Origin of the sequence: Euzebya pacifica, assembly GCF_003344865.1 — a bacterium.
Classification (GTDB): Bacteria; Actinomycetota; Nitriliruptoria; order Euzebyales; family Euzebyaceae; genus Euzebya; species Euzebya pacifica.
In genome coordinates this window covers 69,435-92,979 of the sequence record NZ_CP031165.1, presented here as the reverse complement: position 1 = coordinate 92,979, position 23,545 = coordinate 69,435, and the positions used below count along the sequence as shown (strand labels likewise).

The window sequence follows — 23,545 nt, the reverse complement described above, 5'->3', positions numbered from 1 at the left end:
CCGACCGTTGGTCGGGGCGTCGTCGTGTCCACCCCCGACGACGCCGTGGACGTCAGTGGCCGGCGAAGGCCTCCTCGAGCCACCACGACGCCTGGCTGATGACCTTGGCATCGATCAGGAGGGGCCGGTCACGCGGGCCGTCCAACCATGCACGAACCGGCGCCAGGTCCGACGGCACCCGGACCGTGGTCGCCTCGAAGCCGAAGCCACGGGCGACCGCGGCGATGTCGGTCGGGGGGAACTCCACGGTGCCCAGCTCGTGCCCATGAGGTCCGAAGTGGTGGACCTCTGCGCCGTACGCCTCGTCGTTGTAGACGACGACGACCATGGGCAGGCCGAGCCGTGCGACGGTCTCCAGCTCCGACACCCCCATGAGGAGGCCCCCGTCGCCGACGGCCGCGACCGGCAGGCGGTCGGGCTGGGCCAGCGCGGCCCCGATGGTGGTTGCGAGCCCCAGCCCGATGGACTGGAAGGCCTGGGTGAAGCAGAAGCCCTGCTCGTCGGGGACCGACAGGAACATGCTGGGGTGGCCCATGAAGTTGCCCGAGTCGACGCCAACGATCCGTTCCGCCGGGAGCAGGTCGTCCAGCGCGATGGTGAGTGTCCGCGGGTCGATGCGGTCCTCGGTGCCCTCGTCGTCGTAGGGCACGTCGCGCCAGCGGACCTCCGCGGCGATGCGGTCCCGAATGGTCTCGCGCCGATAGCCGTCGGCGGCCGTGACCTCCTCGAGGGCGGCCGTGGCGGTGGCACGGACGTCGCCGATGACCCCCTCGGCACGGTCCTGCCACGCCCCGATGGCGCTGCGCTCGAGGTCGACCTGGATCACACGGGTGTCCTCGCCGATCAGGTGGCCGTGGCGGGTGGTCCACATGTTCAGCGCGCAGCCCCACCCCACGATCAGGTCGGCGTCGCGGATCAGCTCGGCGGCCAGCGGTGAGGAGAAGCCGCCCGAGACGTCCAGCGACCACGGGTTGCCGTTGAACAGGCCCTTGGCCACCGCGGACGTGGCGACCAACGCACCGGTCCGGTCGGCCAGCGCCTCCAGCGCCTCCCGGCAGCCGGGGCCACGCGATCCGCGGCCGGCGACGAAGACCGGACGTTCGGCGTCCCGCAGCGCCGCCACCAGCAGCGCGACGTCCTCGTCACTCGGGATCACCGACGACGCCTCCGGGTGCGTGTCGGGGTTCCGGCTGGTCGCCCCGTGCCCGGCCTCCATGTCCTGGACCGGCAACGGCAGGTTGAGGATGACCGTGCGACGTTCGTCCCGTGCCCGTCGGAAGGCGGCCACCCCCTGCTCGACGGCGGTGTCGGCGGACGTGATGCGTGCGGACACCGCGCCGACGGACTCCGCAAGAGCGGTCTGGTCGACCCAGAAGTTGGACTGGCGGTTGGTGACCTCGGCGGCCAGGACGAGCAGCGGCGTGCGGCTCTTGGCGGCCTCGGCGATCCCGGTCATGGCGTTGGTCAGGCCGCAGCCCTGGTGCACGCTCAGCAACCCGACGCCACCACCCATCCGGCTGTAGGCGTCGGCCATCGTCGCCGCCCCGCCCTCGTGACGGGCGGCAACGAACCGTGCCCCCGCGGCGACGAGGGCGTTGGTGATGTGGAAGTTGCCCGAGCCGACGACGCCGAAGACCTGTCCTGCCCCCTCCGCCACCAACGCCCGGCCGAGCGCCTCGGCGACCTTCACGACCGTTCGACGAGGGCGACGACGCGCACCGGCGAGCCGGACCCGCCGACGATCTTCAGCGGTGGGGCGATGACGACCGCACCCGTCGCGGGAAGCCGGTCGAGGTTCTGCAGCTGGGCCAGCCCGTACTTGTCGTTGCCCAGCAGGAAGGAGTGGCAGGGGAAGGGCGGGTCGAAGGAGTGAGCGGCGCCCGCGTCGGTGCCGACGGTCTCCACGCCGATGCCCTGCAGCACCGACTCCTCGGCGACCCAGCGGGCGCACTCGGGGCTCATCCCGGGTGAGGAGGGGCCGACGTCGGTGTTGTTGAGCATCTCCTCCTGGGTCGTGCGCGACGACCAGCCGGTACGGCACAGCAGCCAGCCACCGGCGGGGAAGGGACCGTGTTCGTCCTGGAAGGCGTCGAGGTGGGACCGCTCGACGAGGAAGTGCGGGTCCTGCTCGACCTCGGCCGTGACGTCGAGGACGACGGCCGGCGCGACGAAGGCCGACGGGGTCACCGAGCCGATGTCGGCCAGGTCCTTGCCGGTGACCCAGTGGTTGGGGGCGTCGAAGTGGGTGCCGGTGTGCTCACCGGTACGGAAGTTGTTCCAGTACCAGGCCGGGCCACGGTCGTCGTAGCGGCTGATCTCCTCCAGCTCGAACCGGGCGGTCTGCCCGAACTCCGGCGGCAGCTCGAGGAGGGGGGTGTCCGACGACAGCGGGGCGGTCAGGTCGACCACCTCGATCGATCCGTTGCCGAGCGCGTCGACCAGGCTCGCGAGTACGGACATGACAGCTCCTTGGATCAGCGGGTCCCCGTGGTGCGGCGAACCCTAGGGGATGCCGAAGGTGCGTGCCGACGTCCCGATCGTCTCGATCGATGTTGACAGGCTGGTCCGCACGCGGTCGGCTGGTCGTTGGCGTGACACCGGTTGCGCCAGTACGAAGGGCTCCACCATGACAGAGCGCGTCTACAAGGTCATCCAGCTGGTCGGCACCAGCACCGAGAGCTGGGAGCGGGCTGCGTCAGCAGCCGTCGAACGGGCGTCCTCCTCGCTGCGCGACCTGCGGGTCGCCGAGATCGCCGAGCTCGACCTCGTCCTCGAGGACGGCGCCGTCACGCACTACCGCGCGAAGGTCAACGTCTCGTTCAAGTACGAGGACGACGCCAGCTGACATCGGCAGGCGGCCCCACGGCACCGCGCCGCTGGGTCCGCCTGCGGGTCCCTGCCCTCAGGACACAACGGCCGTCGCCTCGATCTCGACGCGCGCCCGGTCCTCGAGCAGCGCGACCACCTGCACCAGCGTCATCGCGGGGTAGTGGTCGCCCAGCACCTCGCGGTAGGCAGCCCCGAGCTCGCGGACGCCAGCCAGGTACTCGGCCTTGTCCACCACGTACCAGTTCAACCGGACGAGGTGTTCGGGGCCGGCGTCGGCCTCGGCGAGCACGGCGACGATGTTGCGCATCGCCTGACGTGCCTGTCCGACGAAGTCGTCGGTCTCGAACACCTGGTCGCCGGTCCAGCCGATCTGCCCGGCGACATGGACCTGCCGCCCCTCAGCGACCATGCCGTTGGCATAGCCCACCGCACGCCGCCACCCCGCCGGATGGAGGGGCTCGGGAAGGGACGTGGACCGCTCGGTCAACGGATCTCCCCTCGCAACCGGAAGCGCTGGATCTTGCCGGTCTGGGTCTTCGGCAGGGCGTCGTGGAACTCGATCGAGCGCGGGTACTTGTACGGCGCGATGGCGGCCTTGACGTGGGTCTGCAGCCGCAGCACGCACGCGTCGTCGCCGTCCACGCCGTCGGTCAGCACGACGTGGGCCTGGACGATGTGGCCCCGCTCCTCGTCGGGGACCCCGACCACCGCACACTCCGCCACGTCGGGATGGCCGAGCAGCGCCGCCTCCACCTCGGGACCGGCGATGTTGTAGCCGGCGGAGATGATCATGTCGTCGTTGCGGGCGGCGAAGTGGAACCGACCCTCCTCGTCGCGGCTGAAGGAGTCCCCGGTCAGGTTCCAGCCGTCGCGGACGTAGCCGGCCTGCCGGTCGTCGGCCAGGTAGCGGCACCCTGTCGGCCCGCGCACCGCCAGCCGTCCCACCTCACCCGTCGGCAGCTCCTGCATGTCGTCGCCGACCACCTTGGCCTCGTACCCGGTGACGGGCCGGCCGGTGCAGGCCGGGGTGGCGTCGTCCAGCCGGTTGGAGATGAAGATGTGCAGCATCTCGGTCGTGCCGATGCCGTCGAGGAGGGGCTTGCCGGTCCGCTCGACCCACTCCTCGAAGACCGGGGAGGGGAGGGTCTCGCCGGCGGAGACCGCGCAGCGCAGCGACGACAGGTCGGCCCCCTCCTCCATGGCCCGCAGCATCACCCGGTAGGCCGTCGGGGCGGTGAAGGAGATCGTCGCGCCGTACGTCTCGATGATCTCGATCATGTTGGGCGGGGCGGCGTTCTCCAGCAGCGTCGCGGTGGCGCCGAACCGCAGCGGGAAGATCGCCAGGCCGCCGAGGCCGAAGGTGAAGGCCAGCGGCGGCGACCCGACGAAGACGTCGTCGGGGGTGACCTGCAGCACCTCGGCGGCGTACCCGTCGGCGATGGCCAGCAGGTCGCGGTGGAAGTGCATGGTCGCCTTGGGCGTGCCGGTCGTGCCCGAGGTGAAGCCCAGCAGCGCCACGTCGTCGCGGCCGGTGTCCACCGACTCGTACCGCACGTCCTTGCCGAGGGCGATCCGGTCCAGCTCGGCGTCGTGGTTGGCGGTGCCGTCGAAGCCGATGACCTTGCGCAGGAAGCGGCTGTCCTTCGCGCACGCCGTCAGCTCGTCCATCATCCGCGTGTCGCAGAGGCCGAAGGCGATCTCGGCCTTGTCGACGATCGCGGTCAGCTCGGTGGCGCGCAGCAACGGCATGGTGTTGACCGCAACGGCGCCGGCCTTGGTGACGGCCAGCCAGCAGGCCACCATCGCCGGGTTGTTGGCCGAGCGCAGCAGCACCCGGTTGCCGGGCTGCACGCCGTAGTCCTCGACCAGCGCGTGGGCCAGCCGGTTGGTCCAGTCCGACAGCTCCTTGTAGGTGCGGCGGCGGCCGTTGCCGATCAGGGCGGTGTGGTCACCGAAGCCTCGCTCGACCATGCGATCGGTCAGCTCGACCGCGGCGTTGAGGTGCTCGGGGTAGTCCAGGTGGTCCAGCAGGAAGTCCGGCCACTGATCGGGCGGTGGCAGGTTGTCCCGTGTGAACGTGTCGACGTGTGCGGTGGCTCCGAGCATCCCTCACCCTCCTGCCAGGACCTGCCTGGCGATGACGACCTTCTGGACATCGCTTGCGCCCTCGTAGATCCGCAGCGCACGGATCTCGCGGTACAGCTGCTCCACGACCGACCCGACCCGGACGCCGTCGCCGCCGTGCAGCTGGACGGCGGCGTCGATGACCTTCTGCGCCTCGTCGGTGGCGAACAGCTTGGCCATGGCCGCCTCACGGGTGACCCGGGCGGCACCGGAGTCCTTGGTCCACGCGGCGCGGTAGACGAGGAGGGCCGCCGAGTCGACGGCAAGGGCCATGTCGGCGAGGTGGCCCTGGACCATCTGCAGGTCGGCCAACGGGGCGCCGAACAGGACCCGGTCACGGGCACGGGCGAGCGACTCGTCGAGGGCCCTGCGGGCGAACCCGAGTGCTGCGGCGCCGACGCTGGCGCGGAAGACGTCCAGCACCGACATGGCGATGCGGAAGCCGGCGCCGGCGTCACCGATCATGGCGTCGGCGGACACCGAGACGCCGTCGAAGCGGAGGCGGGCCAACGGGTGCGGCGCCATCGTCTCGAGTCGTTCCACGACCTCCAGGCCGTCGACGTCGCCGGGCACGACGAACGCCGACAGTCCGCGGGCGCCGGGCGCCTCACCGGTGCGGGCGAACACGACGTACAGGTCGGCGATGCCGCCGTTGGAGATCCACGTCTTCTCCCCGTCCAGCCGCCAGCCGTCGCCGGTGGGTGTCGCGGTGGTCTCGATGCCGGCCACGTCGGACCCGGAGCGGGGTTCGCTGAGCGCGAACGCGGCGATGGCACGGCCCGCCCGCGTCTCGTCCAGCCACGCCCGCTGCGCGTCGGTGCCGAACAGGGTGATGGCCCCCGCCCCGAGGCCCTGCATCGCGAAGGCGAAGTCGGCCAGCCCGTCGTGGCGGGCGAGGGTCTCGCGGACAAGGCACAACGTGCGGACGTCCAAGCGGTCGCCGGCATCGGCCGCGGTGTGGGCCAGCCAGCCGTCGTCGCCCAGCCGGCGCACCAGGTCGCGGCAGGCCGCGTCGACGTCGGTGTGGTCCACCGGCAGGTTGGCGGTGCACCACTCCTCCAGCCGGTCGGCGAGGTCGCGGTGGCGGTCGTCGAGGAACGGCCAGGACAGGAAGCTGCGATCGGCCATCAGTTGCCCTCGAAGACCGGTCGCTGCTTGTCGACGAAGGCGGAGTAGGCCCGTTCGAAGTCGCGGGTCTGCATGCAGATGGCCTGGGCCTGCGCTTCGGCCTCGATGGCCTGCTCGAGGCTCATCGACCACTCCTGGTTCAGCTGGGTCTTGGTGATGCCGTGGGCGAAGGTGGGTCCGTCGGCCAGCCGGTGGGCCAGCTCGAGCGCGGCGCGGTCCAGGTCCTCCGCGGCGGTCAGCCGGTTCCAGAAGCCCCAGCGCTCGCCCTCCTCGGCGGTCATCGTCCGGCCGGTGTACAGGAGCTCGGCAGCCCTGCCCTGGCCGATGATGCGGGGAAGGATCGCGCAGGCGCCCATGTCACAGCCCGCCAGGCCGACGCGGGTGAACAGGAACGCCGTCCGGGCCTCGGGGGTGGCCAGCCGCATGTCGGCCGCCATCGCCAGGATCGCGCCCGCCCCGACGCAGGTGCCGTCGACCGCGGCGATCACCGGCTTGCCGCAGCCGATGATGGCCTTGACCAGGTCCCCGGTCATCCGGGTGAACGCCAGCAGGCCGGCCATGTCCATGCCGACGAGCGGGCCGATGATGTCGTGCACGTCCCCGCCGGAGCAGAAGTTGCCGCCGTTGGAGGCCAGCACGACCACGTCGATGTCGGTGGCGTAGGCGAGGTCGCGGAAGGTGTCGCGCAGCTCGGCGTAGCTGTCGAAGGTCAGCGGGTTCTTCCGCTCGGGTCGGTCCAGCCGGATCACCGCCACACGGCCGTCGGTCTCCCAGAGGAAGTGCTCGGGGGTGCGGTCGGACATCGTCATCGGGTGTGCTCCTCGGGGTGCAGCAGCTTCTCGAGCGCGTGGATCATGGTGCTGACCTCCTCGGTGGAGAGGTCGCCGAAGATGTCGTCGATCCAGCCCCGGTGGGTGGGCGCCATCTCCTCGAAGGTGGTCCGGCCGGCGTCGGTCAGGTGGACCCGGGTGGCGCGACGGTCGCCCTCGATGGCGGCACGGGCGACGAGGCCGTCGGCGGCAAGGCGGTCGACCAGGCCGGTGACGTTGCCGTTGGAGACCATCAGCCGCTTGGACAGCTGGGTCATCCGCATGCCGTCGGGCTCCCGGTACAGGGCCGCCAGGACGTCGAACCGCGGAAGCGTGGTGTCGTGGGCCTCGCGGAGCCGTTCGCGCAGGTCGGACTCGATCCGACGGGTCGCTCGCAGCATGCGCAGCCACAGCCGCAGCCGTTGGGCGTCGGTGGATGTCGACGGGGCGGTCATGTCTCGCCACCGTCGACGGCGATGGCCTGACCCGTCACCATGTCCGAGCCGGGTCCGCACAGCCACAGCGCGGTGGCGGCGACCTCGTCGGGCTGCACCAGCCGACCGGTCGGGTTGCCGGTGAGCAGTCCGGCGAGGGCGTCGTCGGCCGACCGGCCGGTCGCCTCGGTGATCCGTGTGACGCTGCGCTCGACCAGCGGCGTGTCGGTGTAGCCGGGGCAGATGGCGTTGACCGTCCGACCGCTCCCGGCGACCTCCTTGGCCAGCGCGCGGACCAACCCGACGGTGCCGTGCTTCGCGGCGCAGTACGCGGCGACGTAGGGGTACCCGACGAGGCCGGCGGTCGAGGCGACGGCGAGCAGGCGCCCCCAGCCGGTCGCGGGCTGGCGAAGCGCCTCCCGCAGGGTCAGGAACGTCCCGGTCAGGTTGACGTCGAGGAGCTGCTGCCACTGGTCGAGGCTGGTCCGGGTGGCGGGTGCGCTGGCCACGGCGCCGGCGTTGGCGACGACGATGTCGAAGGGGCCGCGGTCGGCGAACAGCGTCGTGACCGCCGCTTCGTCGGTCACGTCGAGGGGTGCGGCGGTGATGGCGTCGTGGGCGTCGGCAACGTCGGCCAGCGGGTCGGGGCGACGGCCGGCGATCGTGACCCGGGCGCCGGCGCCGGCGAGGGTCCGGGCGATGGCCGCGCCGATGCCCGTCCCGCCGCCGGTGACCAGCGCGGTCCGTCCCTCGAGGGGGCCCAGCGGATCCGCCATCAGACGTTCGTCCCGAGGGTCTCGCCGCGTTCGGCCAGCCGGTACAGCTGGTCGCGGCCGGGCAGGTAGGGCAGCGGCCAGCTGACGCCCCGGTCGCCGAGCTGGGCAGCCGCGTGCAGCGTCCAGTAGGGGTCGGCCAGGTGTGGTCGTGCGAGGCAGACCAGGTCGGCCCGGCCGGCCATGAGGATGGAGTTGACGTGGTCGGGTTCGTAGATGTTGCCGACGGCCATCGTCGCCATGCCCGTCTCGTTGCGGATGCGGTCGGAGAACGGCGTCTGGAACATCCGGCCGTAGACGGGCCGCGCGGCGGTGGAGGTCTGACCAGCGGACACGTTGCAGATGTCGACCCCGGCGTCCTGCAGCACGCGGGCGACGTCGACGGCATCGGTCGGGGTGATGCCGTCCTCGCCGACCCAGTCGTTGGCCGAGATGCGGACCGAGATCGGCCGGTCCTGCGGCCACACGGCGCGCACGGCGTGGAAGACCTCCAGCGGGAAGCGCATCCTGTTGTCCAGCGAACCGCCGTAGGCATCGGTCCGGCGGTTGGTGACCGGGGTGATGAAGCTGCTCAGCAGGTAGCCGTGCGCCATGTGCAGCTCGATCATGTCGAAGCCGCAGCGCAGCGCCATCTCGGTGGCGGCGACGAACTCCTCGCGCACCCGGTCCATGTCGTCGCGGTCCATGGCCCTCGGCACGTCGTTGCGGTCCGACCAGGGCACCGCCGACGCGGCCATCAGCGGCCACGAGTCCACCGGCAGCGGAGCGTCCATCTCCTCCCAGCCGAGCTGGGTCGAGCCCTTGGACCCGGAGTGGCCGATCTGGGCGGCGATCATGGCGGGGCTCTCGGCGTGGACGAAGTCGACGATGCGCCGCCACGCCTCCTCGTGCTCGGGGGCGTAGAAGCCGGTGCAGCCCGGTGTGATGCGTCCCTCGGGGCTGACGCACGTCATCTCCGTCATGACCAGGCCGGCGCCACCCTTGGCCCGTTCGCCGTAGTGGACGAGGTGCCAGTCGGTGGGGCAGCCGTCGACGGCGCGGTACTGCGCCATGGGCGAGACGACGACCCGGTTGACCAGCGACAGGTCACGCAGCCGGTAGGGGGCGAACATGGGTGGCCGGTCGACGGCGGACTCCTCGGCGCCGGCCCGACGCTGGAACCAGGCCTCGGCGTCGGCCAGCCAGTCGGGGTCGCGCAGCCGCAGGTTCTCGTGGCCGATGCGCTGGGAGCGGGTCAACAACGAGTAGTTCAGCTGCACCGGGTCGAGGTGGAGGTACCGCTCGACGTCCTCGAACCACTCGGTGGAGTTGCGGGCCGCGGACTGCAGGCGCAGCACCTCCAACCGACGCTCGTCCTCGTACCGCGAGAAGGCGGCGGACATGTCCGGCTCGTCCTGCAGGTAGTCGGCCAGGGCGATCGCGCTCTCCAGCGCCAGCTTCGTGCCCGACCCGATGGAGAAGTGCGCGGTGGCCGCGGCGTCGCCCATCAGGACGAGGTTGCGGTGGCTCCAGGTGGCGCAGAGGACCCGCTGGAAGTTGATCCATGCGGAACCACGCGGGTGCCGGTCGTTGCTGAGCAGCGCGTGGCCGTCGAGGTGGTCGGCGAAGATCTCCTCGCAGGTGGCGATGGACTCGGCCTGGGTCATCTCGTCGAAGCCCCAGGCCCGCCACGTGTCCTCCGCGCACTCCACGATGAACGTCGCGGTGTCGGCGTCGAACTGGTAGGCGTGTGCCCAGACCCAGCCGTGGGGTGTCTCGGTGAAGACGAACGTGAACGCGTCGTCGAAGGTCTGATGGGTGCCGAGCCACACGAACTTGCAGGCACGCACGTCGATGTCGGGCTCGAACACGTCGGCGAAGGCCATGCGCGCCTTCGAGTTGACCCCGTCGGCTGCGACGACCAGGTCGTAGTCGTCCATCAGCGGGGTCGGATCGGCAACCTCCGACTCGAACCGCAGGTCGACGCCCAGCTCGCGGGCCCGTCCCTGGAGGATCTCCAGCAGCTTCCGGCGTCCGATGCCGCAGAAGCCGTGGCCCGTGGAGAGGGTGCGCGTGCCGCGGTGGTGCACGGCGATGTCGTCCCAGTAAGCGAAATGGGATCGGATTGCGGCCGCGCTGATCGGGTCGTTGGCCGCCAGGTTGTCCAGGGTCTCGACCGACAGCACGACACCCCAGCCGAACGCGTCGTCGGCCCGGTTGCGCTCGAGGACCACGACGTCGTGGTCGGGGTCGCGCAGCTTCGCGCTGATGGCGAAGTACAGCCCGGCTGGGCCACCACCGAGACAGGCGATCTTCATGTGGTCAGTTCAACCACAGTCCTTCGCACTTGTAAAGTTCAAGTGTGAAGTATCTGCGCCAGATCCTCTGGAGCGCGGAGCTCCCGCCTGGCCCTGCCGACGAGAACTGCTGCGACGGTGGACAGGACGACGACATCGACCAGCTGAAACGGGTGGGTCGCCGCACCACCGGTACTCGACAGCAGCTGGGGCAGGAGGGACACCACCCGCATGCCCAGGAGGGCAACCGCGAGCATCGCCAGGGTCAACGTCCAGCCCACCACGTCGGTCGAGCCCCGACCCGTCCACGTCAAGGCGACCACGACCAGCAGCCAGGCGGACCAGACCACGGACGGGACGAGCAGCGGTCCGGGCAGGGCCGGGGTGGCCAGCAGCCCGATCTGCACCACCGCGGTGGCGGACAGGCCGACGACGAACGCGAGCATCCACGGGCGGAAAGGGACGCGATCGACGCCTTCGTGGAACGCCGCGAGGCCGAGCAGGAGCACCGCCATCAGGGCCAGGGCGATCCACCGCATGGCGACGGTCAGCCAAGGCGTCGAATCGGCACCGGCAAGCAGTGCGACCGCGGCCGTGGCCGCCCCGATGATCGACGGGAGGAACGCCAGCGCGGCGAGGACCCGGGCCGTTCGCCAGCGGCCGAGGACGAGGCTGGCGTAGGCGCCCATCCACGCGGTCGCTTCGGCAACGTCGAGCGGCAGCGGTCGTCCACCGTCTGCGGCTGCCACGACGTGGTCGGGCACGGCGGGCCATGGGACCAAGCCAGCGAGCCACGCCTGCTGGGCCACCATGACCGTGGCGCCCACGGCGTTGACCAGCAGCACGACGAGGGCGACGCGCCGGACCGCCTCGCCCCACAGGAAGGCCTGTGGGGGCGCATCGACACCGCCCAGCCGCAGCCGCACCGGCAACGCCACGACACTTGCCCGCTCCGACCATCCGGGCCGTCCGCAGTACGCCAGGTACTCCGCCTCCTCGGGGTCATCGGTCGCCATGCTCGCCAGGAAGGTCGAGACCATCTCCTCCTCCCACTGCCGGCGGTAGGCCGTCGGCAGGATGCGCAGCAACCGTCGGTAGCGGACCTCCAGCATCGTCGGTTCCTGCTCGCTGCCCGCGGTGCGGTTCATGCGCCGCCGGCTTCCCACGACGGGCGCAGGGCCCGGAGCCGATCGCTGGCGATGCGGGCGTTGGCTGCGTGCCGTTGGGCTTCCCGCCAGAGGACCTGCCCGCCCGCGTCGGTGATCTGGTAGTAGCGGCGCAGCCGACCGTCGTGGACCTCGTCTCGGTCCGGTTCGACCAAGCCGTCCTCGACGAGGCGGTCCAGGACTCCGTACAGCGTGCCGACCTTCAGGTCGACGCGGCCGTCGGACAGCTCGTCGACCTCCTGCATGATCCCGTACCCGTGGCGAGGACCACCGGTGAGCACCGTGAGGACGAAGAACGCCTGCTCGGTCATGCGTCGTGGTGCCATGGCCAGAATATATTGTGGAACAAGATATCGGGCAAGGGTGTGTGTGCGGCGGGACGTACCCCGTCACTGCGACGGGGTGTCGGCGGCGCCGAGGGCCGCACCGAGCTGGGCACGCGAGCGGATGCCGAGCTTCCGGTAGATGCGCGTGATGTGGACCTCGACGGTCTTGGGGCTCATGTGCAGCCGACGCGCCGCTTCCTTGACCGTCGCGCCCGCGAGCAGGGCGTCCGCCACACGCCGCTCGGCTGCCGTCAACGCCCCCGTTCGGGACCGCCCGGCGCTGCTGACCATCTCCGCATCGACCCGCGCCACCCAGCCCTGCGCGCCGATGGCCGCGAAGCCGTCCCTCGCGTGCTGCAGCGCCGCCGCCGCCTGTCCGCGCTGTCGTCGCCGACGCTGTACCTGTCCGAGGACCAGCATGGTTCGTGCCTCGTCGAAGGGGAACGGTCGCCTGGCGTGGTACCGCCGCGCCTCCTCGAGGTGGTCGAGGGCGTCCTCGAGGCGCCCGTCGGCCGCAGCGAGCTGGGCCCGCAGTCGCCGACAGACCGCTTGGGTGGGTGCGGTGTCGAGCACATCCGCGGCCTCGGCGAGGTCATCGATCAGGACTGCAGCCGCCGTGAGGTCCCCGACCTCGACCAGGGCGTCGGCGAGCAGCTGGGCACCGCGCCTGAGCACGGGGTTGCGGAGGCCGATTCGCTCCTCCAGCTCCACAGCGGCCCGCAGGTGGCCGACTGCCGCGTCCGGTCGCCCTCGCGACAGCTCCACGAACCCCATCGTCGACAGCGCCTGACGGACCACCCACGGGTCCTCGCCTGCCCCGGCAACGACCCGGCACTCCTCCGCCTCGCGGGTGGCGCCATCGAGGTCGCCGAGGTGGGCATCGATGATCGCGAGCATCCACAGCGCCTGGCACCGCTGGTAGTCCTGTGCGGTCGCCTCGGCGGCCTCGAGGACCTGCTCGGCGACCGCACGGGCCTCGGCCAGCTCGCCGAGCCGGAGGAGGGTCAACGGCAGGTGGGACAGGGCATAGGGAACGCTGGACTCGTCGCCTTCGTCTCGGGCTGTCTGCAGGGTGGCCTCCAGCGCCTCCTTCGCCCCGTCCACGTCGTCGGTCCACGCCAACCATGCCCCGAGGGCAGCGCTCGGCCGATCGGCCACCCGTGGTGCGGGCGCCTTGCCCTCCAGGAGGATCGCCCGTTCCACGTCCTCCATCACCAGACCACCGCCGAGGGCGAGGGTGGCGGCGATCCGTCCCTGCAACGCCATGCATGCTGTCGCCGGGTCGGGTTCGTCCATTCCGGCCAGCAACGTCATGGCCCGGTCGGCATGCCCGAGGGCGAGCGTCATGTCGTGGGTGGCGACTGCGGCGACCTGGGCGTGGAGACGCGCCTGCAGCCCCACGTCGTCGGTGACCAGCTGCAGCCCCGACAGGCAATGTGCAACCGCGATCTCGCTGATGCCGTTCTCGAACTCGACCTCTCCCAGCAACAGCAGTGCCCGGGCATGCATGTCGTCCGTGGTCGGGCTGCCGAGGACCGACCTTGCGAGCCCGACGGCTTCGTCGGTGTCGCCGAGGCGGAAGCACAACGCGGCGAAGTCCAGCCGGCGCCGAGCACGGTCATCGTGGTCGGTCTCGGGTGTCCGGGCCACCGCCAGCGCGGCCAGCTCCGCAGCCGCGCTCGGCGACCCCCGGGCCGCCGTGGCGGTGGCCGCTCGTTCCAGCGCATCGGCGACGGCGCCGTCCGGACGGCTGTCGGCGAGTGCCATGTGCCTGGCCTGTTGTTCGACCTCGGGCACGAGTGTGGCCAGGGCCGCATGCGTGGCACGGCGTTGGGGGCCGGTTGCGCCCTCGCGCACCGCCACCGCCAGCATCTGGTTGGCCAGCTTGACCACCCCGCGATCGACGGTGGTGAGGCCGGCAGCCTCCCACGCGTCGAGGGTCGCCGCACCCCCGGCCTGTGCGAGGACCAGATCGACCGTCGGGCGAGACGCGAACGCGATCAGCCGCAGCAGTGCGCGGTCGGATTCCTCCAGCCCTTCGACGCGGGCCGCGACGAGGTCACGAAGGCGAGCCGGCAGCGGCAGGGGCTCGTCGGCCCGGGGGAGCCGGTCCAGCATGCGCACGCCCCGGGCCAGCTCGAGGGCGAGCAGCGGGTGCCCCCCGGCGGCGGCGACGAGGCGCTCGACGAGGGTGCGGGGCAGCGACGGTCGATCGAGCTCGGCCAGGATGCGGCGCATGCTGTCTGCATCCAGCGGGCCGATGGTCCGTTCGTGGAGACGGGTGCCGAAGGCGTCGACCAGCGTCTGCCGGACACGTCCTGGCGGAGCGGTCGCAGGCGCGGTCAGGAGCACGCGAACGGCGTGGTGGTCGATGCGCCGCAGCGCGAAGGAGAGCGCATCCGCCGTCGGCCTGTCCAACCACGGTTCGTCGTCGACGGCGACAAGGACCGGACCACCGGCGCACAGCATTCGCAACAGCGTGGACAGGGCGGTGCCGACGGTGCGGGGCTCGACGTCGATCGAGGGATCGGTCCGGAGGGTCACGCTGTCGACGGCGCGTCGCTGGGGTGCGGGCAGGCAGGCCAGGACCTCCTCGTCCACCCCGTCCAGCAGGTCGGCGAGGCCGGCGAAGGCCAGCAGCTCGTCAGCCACCGACGCCCGAACACGCAGCACCCGGTGGCCCGCGGCTTCGGCCATGTCGACCGCGGCCCACCACAGGGCGGTCCTGCCGATGCCACCGTCACCGTGCAGCACCATCCCACTCGGATGGTCGACGTCGTCATGGAGGAGGTCGTGCAACGCATCGACCTCCTCGGCCCGGCCCCAGAGCCGGCGCAGCGCATCGGAGTCCACTGCTCCCCGATCCTCGACCGGGGTCTGAGCTGCCCCCGGAACCTCGGATCGTCAGGATACAGCCGCGTTCGTGCCGACGGCAGCAGTTCCGTGTCTGCAGGTGCCGTTGCGCGGCTACTCCAGGGCGAACACGGCCAGCCCGAGTGGTGTGACACCGATCAGGACCGTCCGGCCGTCGGCGGTGATGGCGACGAGCCGAACTCGGTCGACGGTGGAGTAGTCGATCACAGTGCCATCGGCGCCGACGTGGACCGAGCCGTCGCCGCGCAGGCGGAACGACCACCGGGTCGTGCCCGTCGGCGTCACCGAGTCAACCGTCTCGGCGAACTGGCCGGCGACCACGGCGTTGCCGGAGACGTCGACGAGGAGGCTGCCGTAGTCGGGGACCTCGAAGCTCCCCGCGGCCGTGCGCCACGACTGGGTGAGGGTCGCCGGCTCGATGCCCAGCAGCCCCGCGATGCTCGTGTGCCCGTACAGCTGGCCGGTGGGCGCCACGCCGATGGTCCTCGGACGATCCGGGAACTCCCCGGGACGGGCCGGGGCGCCGCTGTCGCTGAGCTGACGCGCCTGCTCGACGAGGGCGGTGCCGTTGTCGTGGATGCGGAACGTGCGCCCGCTCGTTCGGCCACCGTCGGTGGGGAACCGATGGCGGCCCGACAGCGTTTCCTCGCCGGAGACGATGATGTCATCGCCGACGACTGCCCAGGCCCCGATGTCGACCGCTCCGACCGGGAGGCGGACCGAGCGGTCGATGATCCCCGGGTCGATCAGGTCGGCCGTTCGGGGCAGACCGGCCATGTCGATGGCGTGCAGCCACCACTCGTCGTCGGTGATGTCGTCGGAGTCGTCTCCTGCGCCGCGCTGCAGGACATATGCCGTGTGGCGGTCCGCGGCAACACGCAGGTCCTCGACCCAGGCACGGTCACCGTTGAAGTCCGACGCCGCCCCACCCGGCACGGTGGGGTCCATGCGGATGTTCGCGGTTTCGACCACGTCGGGCAGGGTGATGTCGAGCAACCTGAGCGAGCTGTAGCGCACGTAGTCCACGGCTTCGCCCTGCCAGACCAGCAGCCGCGTGCCATCGGGGGAGAGGCGAAGTGGGTGGCCGTCGCAGTCGCGCAGGGGGTCTGCGTCGGCGAATCCCCCGCCCGTCGCGTGTCGAGGTGTGGAGAACGTGCGGCTGGCCCGCCCGGTCGCCGCGTCGATGCGCAGCAGCACGAAGCTCCACTCCAGGACGTTGGTCTGCTCGTATCCGCGGATGGCCCAGACCCGCCCGTCGCGGTCGACCACCGGAGGGCACGTCCCCTCGATGTCGCTGATGGACCAGCGGATGTCGCCCGTCCCGAGATCGATGCCGAACAGGGAGATCTCGTTGGCCGTTCGTCGCTCGTCCCGGGTGTCGACCGCCGGGACCACCAGCACGTCGCCGGCGATCAGGGGGGTCCCGGCCCAAGGCGCATCCGACCAGTACGTGGTTCCGGGGAGCGTGCCGAACCACCCCACCGTCGGGGGTGTCGACGGGGTCGTGCCGTCGCCGCGGAGGGTCCCCTGATCGGTGCTGAGGACGCTGCTGAATCCCGTGGCCGGGACCGGATCGACGGGGAAGGGGGACGGCGTGCGGTTGGCGCCGATTACCGTGCGTGCGTCGGGCCCCAGCGCCTCGAGCACCGCGCCGTAGGCGTTGACCACCCGGCCGACCTGTGGATGGGTCGAGGAGTGGGCCGTGGCGTTCATCAGGTGGATGAGCTGGAGTGCGTGCAGGTCCGGATCGGCGGCCCGCATCATGGCGAAGACACCTGCCACGTACGGCGCGGAGTAGCTCGTGCCGTTCACCGGTCGCAACCGGTTGCCCGTGTTGTCGGGGTTCGCGCCGACGAGCACGGTGAAGGGTGCGAACATCTTCACCGCACAGACCGGGTTCTCGCACGCCTCGAAGCCGAAGTTCGAGTTCGGGTGCCTGTCACGGGTACCGCTGGTCAGACCACCCACGCAGTAGACGCCGTCCAGCTCGCAGGGGTAGGTGCCCGTTCGCTCCCAGCACACCCCGAAGGGGAGGCAGTCGGTGCGGTTGAGGTCCAGCCCCTGGTTGCCGGCCGACGCGACGAAGACGGCGTCACCCAGGATCTGCAGCCCCCGGGTCACGTGCTCCAGGGGGCGCATCATCGGCGTCAGGGCAGCAGGCACCGTGAAGGACAGGCTCGCGTTGATCACAGGAGGCACCCCTTCCCCGGCCATCGTCGCCAGCGCGGCGATCATCGATCCCGTCGTGGTGCCCAGAAGGCCGTACTGACGGATTCGGCCGATCGGACCAGCTGCGCCTGCCGACCCGAACTGGTTGTCGAGGACACCCGCGGCCGCAACCGAGACATCGGTGCCGTGCCACGGACACGGCCGACCGCCACACGGGGTCGTGTTGCGGATGCCGTCCCGGCCGAGGGTGCCCTCGGGGTAGTCGTCGTTGTCCTCCGCGAAGCCGGAGTCGAGGATCCCGATTGTGACCTCGGCGTCCGCCCGGTCATTGGCGGCCAGCAGGCGCCAGGCCTCGGCCGTCCCCGTCCCCGGCAGGCCGTCCCGCGCGAACTGCGGCCAGGTGAACGGGTTGGCGAACTCCACCACCCCGTCGATGTTGGGCGACTCCTCGACCTCGCCGTCGAGGAGCTCGTCGCGCTCTGCGACGACGTTGAGTCCAACCGTCAGGCCGTCGGCGACGGCAGCCGTTGCGGTCGCGACCGTCGACAGGGCGGTGTCGGAGGTGACGATGTGGTGTCCCGTCGCGATGCCGTTGAGCAGCTGCAGGTCCGATCCGAGCTGTTCGACCTCCACGCGGGAGAACGAGCTGCCGGGGGTCGGCAGTCGGACGACCCAGGTCGGCGGGATGATGTCGGAGCCGGGGATGGACTGCAGCACCTGCCCGTCGACCTCGTGCAGCCACGTGTCGAAGGCCGCCTCGTCACGGGTGGACACCACGAGCTCGTCCTCGACAAGGCGGGTGGCTGTCCCTTCGTCGTCCAGGATCTCCGCGACCGGCCGGGGCCCGAGATCGCCGACTTCGGGCTCCATGCCGACGGGGTCGGCGGGGCGCACCTCGAAGGTGGGCGGCGGCGGGAGGGTCTCGCACACCTCCAGCGCTGCGGCGTCCTCCGAGACGGCGGCAGGGCCTCCGAGGACGATGATCCGTTCGGGGGCCAGCCGCGCGATCTCGTCACGGACCACGTGGGGCAGGCAGTCGTGGCGGGTGAGCAGCAGCGCGCCGTCGGACGCGACGACTGCTGGCGTGGCGGCCATGGCGTCGGGGGAAGTTCTCGGCGGTTGCGATCCAGACGTTGGCGACGTCCAGCCCCGACGGGCGGACGGCGGTGTTGACCTCGACGGCGGTGTGGATGCGCGTCGAGCCGCCGAGGCGACCGGGCACCGCGTCGGTGACCTCCCCCAGCTGGAGGGCGACGCCATCGGTGATGGCGGCGTTGCCGCCGAGGAGCCTGACGTGGCTGGGGCCGAGCTGCCGGAGCGCTGCTGCTGTCTCGGGCGGGAGGTAGTCGCGCTGGACGAGCAGGATCGGTGCGTCGTCGATGGCAGCGGCGACCCCGCCGGCGAGGGCATCGGGGAAGTCCTGGGCGGTCGCCAGGTAGACCGTGTCGGCACCGTCGGGCCAGCCGTCCAGGGCGATGCGCGCGACGGTGTCGACCACGTTGTCGCCAGCGATGCGACGAACGGTGCCGAAGCCGGCCAGGGTCGTCACAACCTCCTCCGGGACGACATCGACGCCGCCGAGCACGGCGATCTCGTGGGGTTGCAGTCGCTGGAGCTCCTGGATCGTGGCGTCCGGCACGGTGGGACCGTCGGTCAGGAGGATCGGCGCCGCCGCCCGGTGTGCGCGGGGTCCGCCGGCGAGGGCGAACGCGAACGCACCGCCGGGGGCGACGTAGACGGTGTCGGACCGCTCGAACGCCGCACGGGCGACCGCTGCCGCGGTGCCGAAGCGGCTGTCACCCTGCAGGCGCTCCGTCGGGAGGCCCGGTTGCGGCGTACCCGGCTCCTGCGCACCGGCGGGCGGGAGCAGCCCGAGGAGGCTGACGAGGGCCAGGATGGTGGCCAGTCGTCGGGAACGCGAGTTCGACACAGGAGAGCTCCCCTCGAGCGGGCCCGTCCGGTCGGACGGATCTGTGGGGCACGGTAGGCCGCACCACCTCCGCCCGAATCAGGGGTTCCCCTACACCTCGCCAGCAGGAACTGACCGTGGTCATGTCGAACCCCCGGTCACATGAGCCGTCGAACGCTGATCAGCGTCCTGTCCGTCCTGCTGGTCCTGGGCCTGCTGCCCGCCGCCCTGACCGCGGAGGAGGTCGTGGCCTGGGAGGCCTACGACCGGGACGCGGAGTACGGCGTGGTCAGCCAGACCGACATCCCGGTCACCATGCGCGACGGCATCCGGCTGCGCGCCGACGTGCACCGCCCGGACGCGCCGGGCCGGTTCCCGGTCATCCTGACCCAGACGCCCTACTCCAAGGGCGGCGCCGGACTCGGCGGCGCGAACCCCTACTTCGTGGAGCGCGGCTACGTGCACGTCGTCGTCGACGTCCGCGGCACCGGCGGGTCGGAGGGGCAGTGGGATTCCTTCGGCGAGTCCGAGCAGGGCGACGGCTACGAGCTGGTGGAGTGGGCCGCAGCGCAGGAGTGGTCCGACGGCAACGTGGGCCTGTGGGGGGCCTCCTACCTGGCGATCAACCAGCTGTTCACCGCGGCGCTGCAGCCGCCGTCGCTGAAGGCCATCTTCCCGATCGTCCCGTCGGCCGACACCTACCGCGACATCGTCATGGCCGGCGGCCAGGTCAACACCGCGTTCATCCCGTTGTGGCTGGGGCTCGTGACCGGCACGGGAGTGCAGCCGCCGACCTACACCGCACAGGACCCGCTCGGGGCGGCCGGCGCCGTCGCCAGCCACGCCGGCAGCGTGCCGGCCTTCCAGGGCCGAACGGTCATCGACAGCGTGACCGGGGGCGACAACGCCTACGACGGACCGTTCCACCGGCTGCGCTCCCCCATCGAGGTCATCGACCGGGTCGAGGTGCCCGCGTTCGTCGTCGGTGGCCTGCGCGACATCTTCCAGCGGGGCGAGCCGTTGGTCTACGAGGCGCTGGCCCGGGGCCTGCCGCACGACACCAAGCTGCTGATGGGCAACTGGACCCACGGCGACTTCGGCGACGGCCTGCCGACCGCCGAGCTGCCCGTCACCCTCGACAGCATCGCGCTGCGCTGGTTCGACAACTACCTGAAGGGCGACAACACCCACATCAACCGCATCCCGGCTGTCACGCAGTGGGTGCGCGGCGCCGGCGTGTTCGCCCCGCAGCAGAACTGGCCGAACCCGGCCATGGCACCCGAGCGGTTCTACCTGCGTGGCGAGGGCGGTCTGTCCACGGAGGCGCCCTCCACCGACGAGCCGGCCGACAGCTACCGGATGATGCCCATCTCCGGGGCATGCACCGGTTCGAGCACCCAGTGGCTGATCGGCGTGACCGAGAGCTCGCCGTGCACCACCGACAACCGGCTCAACAACGAGCTGGAGGTCCTCTACACCACCGAACCGTTGGAGGAGGACCTGCGCCTGGACGGCCCGATCGGCGCCCGGATGTGGATCCGCACCGATCGGGAGGACGCCGTGGTCGTCGTGCGCGTCCAGGACGTGGCGCCCGACGGCACCTCCACCGAGCTGTCGACGGGCCTGATGGCCGCCTCGCACCGGCGCCTGAACGTGGACCGGACCCGGGTGGTCGACGGCCACATGCTGATGCCGTATCACGACTTCACGAGGGAGGCGCAGATGCCGGTGCCCGCGGGCGAGGCCATCCCGGTCAACGTCGAGGTCTTCCCGACCAACGCCGTCATCAAGGCCGGCCACTCGCTGCGGATCAGCGTCGGGCCCTCCGACGTGCCACACGCGATGTCCCCGCTCCCGATGCTCGGCAACAGCCTTGGCGGCACGGTGGAGATCATCCACGACACGGCCCACGCGTCCTACGTCAACATCCCCGTCCTGCGCTGACCCGCGGGCCGGTCCCGGGCGGACGTCGTCGGAGGAGCAGCCGATCCGTCAGCGGCGATGGGGTCGGTACTCCAGTACGACGAGGCGTCCGTCCAACGTCTCGGTGGACAGCAGCTCGAGGTCCACGTCGGGCAGGCCGGCCAGGGCGGGTTCCCTGCCGGACTCGCCGAGGGCCAGCGGGAAGACGACCAGCCGCAGGCGGTCCACCAGGTCGGCCGCCACGAGGGTCGACACGATCGACAGGCTGCCGAAGGTCCGCAGGGGGACGTCGAGGGAGGACTTGAGGGTCCGTACCTCGCTGACGGCGTCGCGGGTGATCCGGCTGTTCGCCCACGCGAGCGGTTCGTCCAGCGTCGTCGAGCAGATGACCTTGGGGAGCTCCGTCATCCGGTCCGGACTGTCGGAGGGGTCGGCCACCGCCGCCGCCAAGAGCGTCTCGTAGGTCACCCGACCCATCAGCAGGCACTGCGGAACCGCCATCTCGGCATCGATCCACCGACCGAGGTCGGGGCCGTACAGGCCGAAGTAGGCGGGGGCGTCCTTGCCCTTGGCGTAGCCGTCGACGGTGACGAACAGGTCTGCGGTCAGGGTCGAGATGGTCAGTCCTTCTGTCGTTGCGGGGTTCCTACGATCGGTCGGTCACTGTAGGAAGCCCCGGGGACTGATGTCACGGACGACGCGGTCAGCCGGGGACGTCGCCGGGCAGGCAGAAGTCGTCGATGAGGACGACCTCGCGGCCCACCCTCGCCAGCAGCGAGGCGGCGACTGCGGCCCGGTTGCCGGTGGCGCAGTAGACCCAGACCGGCCCGGCGGGCAGCTCGCCCTCCCGGGCAAGCACCTCGTGGAAGGGGATGTGGATGGCGGCCGAGTGGTGGCCGCTGTCCCACTCGTGCTGGTCACGCGTGTCGAGGACCACCGCGTCTGCAGGACGCGCGTCGTTGACCTCGGGCCATCGGACGCGGCGCGTCACGCCAAGGCCACCGGGACCGGCGAAGTCGGTCACCGGCCCGATGCCGACGCCGACGATGTCGTCGAGGCCGATGCGGGCGAGCATGACCTGCGCCTCCCGCAGGTCGCGCTCGTCGGGGGCCAGCAGCAGCAAGGGATCGGCTGCATCGTGGACCCAGCCGAGGTAGGTCGGCAGGTCGTCACGGAGCTCCACGTTGACGCTCCCGGGCAGGTGCCCGGCCGCGAACGGTCCGCGAGCGCGGAGGTCGACCACCATCGAGCCCCTGTCGATGTGGGCGGCCACGTCGCCGGCGGTGAGGCGTTCGGGCAGCTCGGTGGGCACCCGACCGGGCCCCTGGCGATTCGCCGGGTCCATCCGCTCGTAGTAGGTGGGGTAGGGACCGAGGCCAGCGATCAGCTCGTCGGCGAAGGCCTCGGGGTCGGCGGTGAGGAGGGCGGGGTTGCGGGTTCGTTCGTCGGCCACCGTGCCGCTGTGGATGATGTCGGCAGTCCCGGAGCTGCAGTGGCTGCCGAACCCGTGGGTGGGGAACACCGGGATCCCGCCGTCGACGAGGCCGGCGAGGTGCCGGACCGATGCGTGTTGCTGCAGGCTGAGGGAGTGCGTCAGCGCCTCACTGATCAGGTCGGTGCGACCGACCGCCGCGTACAGCATCGACCCACCGGTGAACAGCCCGATGACCTCGTCGTCGCGCATGGCCAGGTAGGACATGTGGGTGGGCGTGTGGCCGGGCGTGTGCACCGGTACGAGGCGCAGGTGGCCGGTCTCCAGCGCGGCGCCGTCCCGCACGACGTCGTGCTCGAAGGCCATCGCCTCGCCGTCGGGGATGCCGTAGCTGGCGCCGACGGCACCGGCCAGGGCGAGCCCCCCGGTGACGTAGTCGTTGTGCACGTGGGTCTCCAGGACGTGGGTCACGCGCACCGATGCGTCCTCGGCGGCGCGCAGGACGCGTTCGATGTCTCGCTGCGGATCGATGACGACGCCCACGTCGCCGTCGGTCAGCAGGTAGCTGCGGTCGCCCAGGCTGGTGGTGTCGATGACCACCAGCCCGTCGGTCGTGATGCCGGTCACGACTTCTCGATGAGGAAGACGAACGAACCGTTCTCCTCCCGCTGCTCGATCAGCTTGTTGCCGGTCCCCTCCGTCCAGGCGGGGATGTCGGTGCACGACCCCCGGTCGGTGGAGATGACCTCCAGCACGTCCCCGGACTGGAGGTCGGTGATGGCCATCCGGGTCTTGACCACGGGCATCGGGCACGCGAGTCCACTCGCGTCGAGGGTCTTGGCGATGTCGGCCATGTCAGCTCCTTGTCTGCCCGGGGTGCTCCACCCGTGGGCGCTCAGATGAACAGGTTGATCTCGGACTTCTTCATCTCCGCCACGGCCGCCGCCGCGCCCAACGGCTCCTGCAGGCCGTCGATGAGGTCCTCGCGCTCCAACCCCATCAGGTCCATCGTCATCTGGCAGGGGGCGATGCGAACCCCCAGCTCGAGCGCGATCTCCATCAGCTCCTCGGGCGGCGCCACGCCCTGCTCCGCGGCGATGGTGCGCATCATCTTCGCCCCGGCCCCACCCACGTTGAGATGGCTGAGGTTCTCGCGGTTCATGACGCCGAGCGCCTTGGTCATCCAGTTGTTGCCCGTGATGCCGACGCCCGGCTTCTTCAGCGGGAACAGCCCCCAGAACGTGCAGAAGAGCATGACGTCCATGCCGTAGGCCGCGCCGGTCGTGGCGAGGATGTACTGGGGCCAGACTTTGTCCAGGTCTCCCGACCAGCACACGATCGTCATGCTGCCAGCGTCTGGATCTCCAGCCATC

General features: G+C 71.1%; 20 protein-coding genes. 2 read left to right on the top strand and 18 right to left on the bottom strand.

What is annotated here, in order from left to right:
- Positions 1-52: 52 nt before the first annotated feature.
- The gene (locus DVS28_RS00415) at positions 53-1,690 is read right to left on the bottom strand and encodes a thiamine pyrophosphate-binding protein (protein ID WP_114589689.1); all 1,638 of its coding nucleotides are present in this window, start codon (positions 1,688-1,690) and stop codon (positions 53-55) included.
- On the bottom strand, positions 1,687-2,460 hold the full coding sequence (locus DVS28_RS00410; RefSeq protein ID WP_114589688.1) for a cyclase family protein: 774 nt from the start codon (positions 2,458-2,460) through the stop codon (positions 1,687-1,689). Before DVS28_RS00410 ends, DVS28_RS00415 begins: the two co-directional genes overlap by 4 nt.
- Before the next feature lie 166 nt (positions 2,461-2,626).
- On the opposite strand from DVS28_RS00410, the gene DVS28_RS00405 reads away from it, so the two are divergent.
- Entirely contained in the window at positions 2,627-2,845 is a 219-nt protein-coding gene (locus DVS28_RS00405; RefSeq protein WP_114593909.1) for a dodecin family protein, read from the top strand.
- Positions 2,846-2,902: 57 nt separating this feature from the next.
- On the opposite strand, the gene DVS28_RS00400 is transcribed toward DVS28_RS00405, so the two are convergent.
- The 12 genes from DVS28_RS00400 to DVS28_RS00345 all read right to left on the bottom strand — a co-directional run bounded on the left by DVS28_RS00400 (position 2,903) and on the right by DVS28_RS00345 (position 18,838).
- On the bottom strand, positions 2,903-3,316 hold the full coding sequence (locus DVS28_RS00400; protein WP_216826305.1) for a RidA family protein: 414 nt from the start codon (positions 3,314-3,316) through the stop codon (positions 2,903-2,905).
- Complete coding sequence (locus DVS28_RS00395) at positions 3,313-4,935, bottom strand: AMP-binding protein (protein WP_114589687.1); 1,623 nt, start codon at positions 4,933-4,935, stop codon at positions 3,313-3,315. Before DVS28_RS00395 ends, DVS28_RS00400 begins: the two co-directional genes overlap by 4 nt.
- A 3-nt stretch (positions 4,936-4,938) precedes the next feature.
- Positions 4,939-6,081: an acyl-CoA dehydrogenase family protein gene (locus DVS28_RS00390; protein WP_114589686.1), complete on the bottom strand. Its 1,143-nt coding sequence runs from the start codon at positions 6,079-6,081 to the stop codon at positions 4,939-4,941.
- A complete protein-coding gene (locus DVS28_RS00385) occupies positions 6,081-6,884 on the bottom strand; it encodes an enoyl-CoA hydratase family protein (RefSeq protein ID WP_425461059.1) in 804 nt (267 codons plus the stop codon). The genes DVS28_RS00390 and DVS28_RS00385 overlap by 1 nt, the downstream gene beginning before the upstream one ends.
- A 2-nt stretch (positions 6,885-6,886) precedes the next feature.
- Positions 6,887-7,345 carry a MarR family winged helix-turn-helix transcriptional regulator gene (locus tag DVS28_RS00380; protein ID WP_114589684.1) on the bottom strand — a complete coding sequence of 153 codons (459 nt, stop codon included), beginning with the start codon at positions 7,343-7,345 and terminating at the stop codon, positions 6,887-6,889.
- Entirely contained in the window at positions 7,342-8,100 is a 759-nt protein-coding gene (locus DVS28_RS00375; protein WP_114589683.1) for an SDR family NAD(P)-dependent oxidoreductase, read from the bottom strand. Before DVS28_RS00375 ends, DVS28_RS00380 begins: the two co-directional genes overlap by 4 nt.
- Positions 8,100-10,394 carry a bifunctional salicylyl-CoA 5-hydroxylase/oxidoreductase gene (locus DVS28_RS00370; RefSeq protein ID WP_114589682.1) on the bottom strand — a complete coding sequence of 765 codons (2,295 nt, stop codon included), beginning with the start codon at positions 10,392-10,394 and terminating at the stop codon, positions 8,100-8,102. The genes DVS28_RS00375 and DVS28_RS00370 overlap by 1 nt, the downstream gene beginning before the upstream one ends.
- 38 nt (positions 10,395-10,432) lie before the next feature.
- On the bottom strand, positions 10,433-11,521 hold the full coding sequence (locus DVS28_RS00365; RefSeq protein WP_114589681.1) for a hypothetical protein: 1,089 nt from the start codon (positions 11,519-11,521) through the stop codon (positions 10,433-10,435).
- Positions 11,518-11,865, bottom strand: a complete 348-nt coding sequence (locus DVS28_RS00360; RefSeq protein WP_216826304.1) for a PadR family transcriptional regulator — start codon at positions 11,863-11,865, stop codon at positions 11,518-11,520. The genes DVS28_RS00365 and DVS28_RS00360 overlap by 4 nt, the downstream gene beginning before the upstream one ends.
- A 63-nt stretch (positions 11,866-11,928) precedes the next feature.
- The gene (locus DVS28_RS00355; RefSeq protein ID WP_114589679.1) at positions 11,929-14,718 is read right to left on the bottom strand and encodes a helix-turn-helix transcriptional regulator; all 2,790 of its coding nucleotides are present in this window, start codon (positions 14,716-14,718) and stop codon (positions 11,929-11,931) included.
- A 114-nt stretch (positions 14,719-14,832) separates the two neighbouring features.
- Positions 14,833-18,003, bottom strand: a complete 3,171-nt coding sequence (locus DVS28_RS00350; protein ID WP_114589678.1) for a S8/S53 family peptidase — start codon at positions 18,001-18,003, stop codon at positions 14,833-14,835.
- On the bottom strand, positions 17,921-18,838 hold the full coding sequence (locus tag DVS28_RS00345) for a cell wall-binding repeat-containing protein (RefSeq protein ID WP_114589677.1): 918 nt from the start codon (positions 18,836-18,838) through the stop codon (positions 17,921-17,923). Before DVS28_RS00345 ends, DVS28_RS00350 begins: the two co-directional genes overlap by 83 nt.
- Before the next feature lie 141 nt (positions 18,839-18,979).
- Here DVS28_RS00345 and DVS28_RS00340 point away from each other — a divergent pair, with 141 nt between their 5' ends.
- Positions 18,980-20,761: a CocE/NonD family hydrolase gene (locus DVS28_RS00340; protein WP_114589676.1), complete on the top strand. Its 1,782-nt coding sequence runs from the start codon at positions 18,980-18,982 to the stop codon at positions 20,759-20,761.
- Between the two features lie 48 nt (positions 20,762-20,809).
- On the opposite strand, the gene DVS28_RS00335 is transcribed toward DVS28_RS00340, so the two are convergent.
- From DVS28_RS00335 to DVS28_RS00320, 4 genes are all read right to left on the bottom strand, one after another.
- A complete protein-coding gene (locus DVS28_RS00335) occupies positions 20,810-21,349 on the bottom strand; it encodes a dihydrofolate reductase family protein (protein ID WP_281273557.1) in 540 nt (179 codons plus the stop codon).
- A 94-nt stretch (positions 21,350-21,443) separates the two neighbouring features.
- Positions 21,444-22,799 (bottom strand): MBL fold metallo-hydrolase, encoded by a 1,356-nt coding sequence (locus DVS28_RS00330; RefSeq protein ID WP_114589674.1) that lies wholly within the window; start codon positions 22,797-22,799, stop codon positions 21,444-21,446.
- Complete coding sequence (locus DVS28_RS00325; protein WP_114589673.1) at positions 22,796-23,026, bottom strand: sulfurtransferase TusA family protein; 231 nt, start codon at positions 23,024-23,026, stop codon at positions 22,796-22,798. Before DVS28_RS00325 ends, DVS28_RS00330 begins: the two co-directional genes overlap by 4 nt.
- Positions 23,027-23,067: 41 nt before the next feature.
- On the bottom strand, positions 23,068-23,544 hold the full coding sequence (locus tag DVS28_RS00320) for a DsrE/DsrF/DrsH-like family protein (RefSeq protein WP_114589672.1): 477 nt from the start codon (positions 23,542-23,544) through the stop codon (positions 23,068-23,070).
- Between the last annotated feature and the right edge of the window lies 1 nt (position 23,545).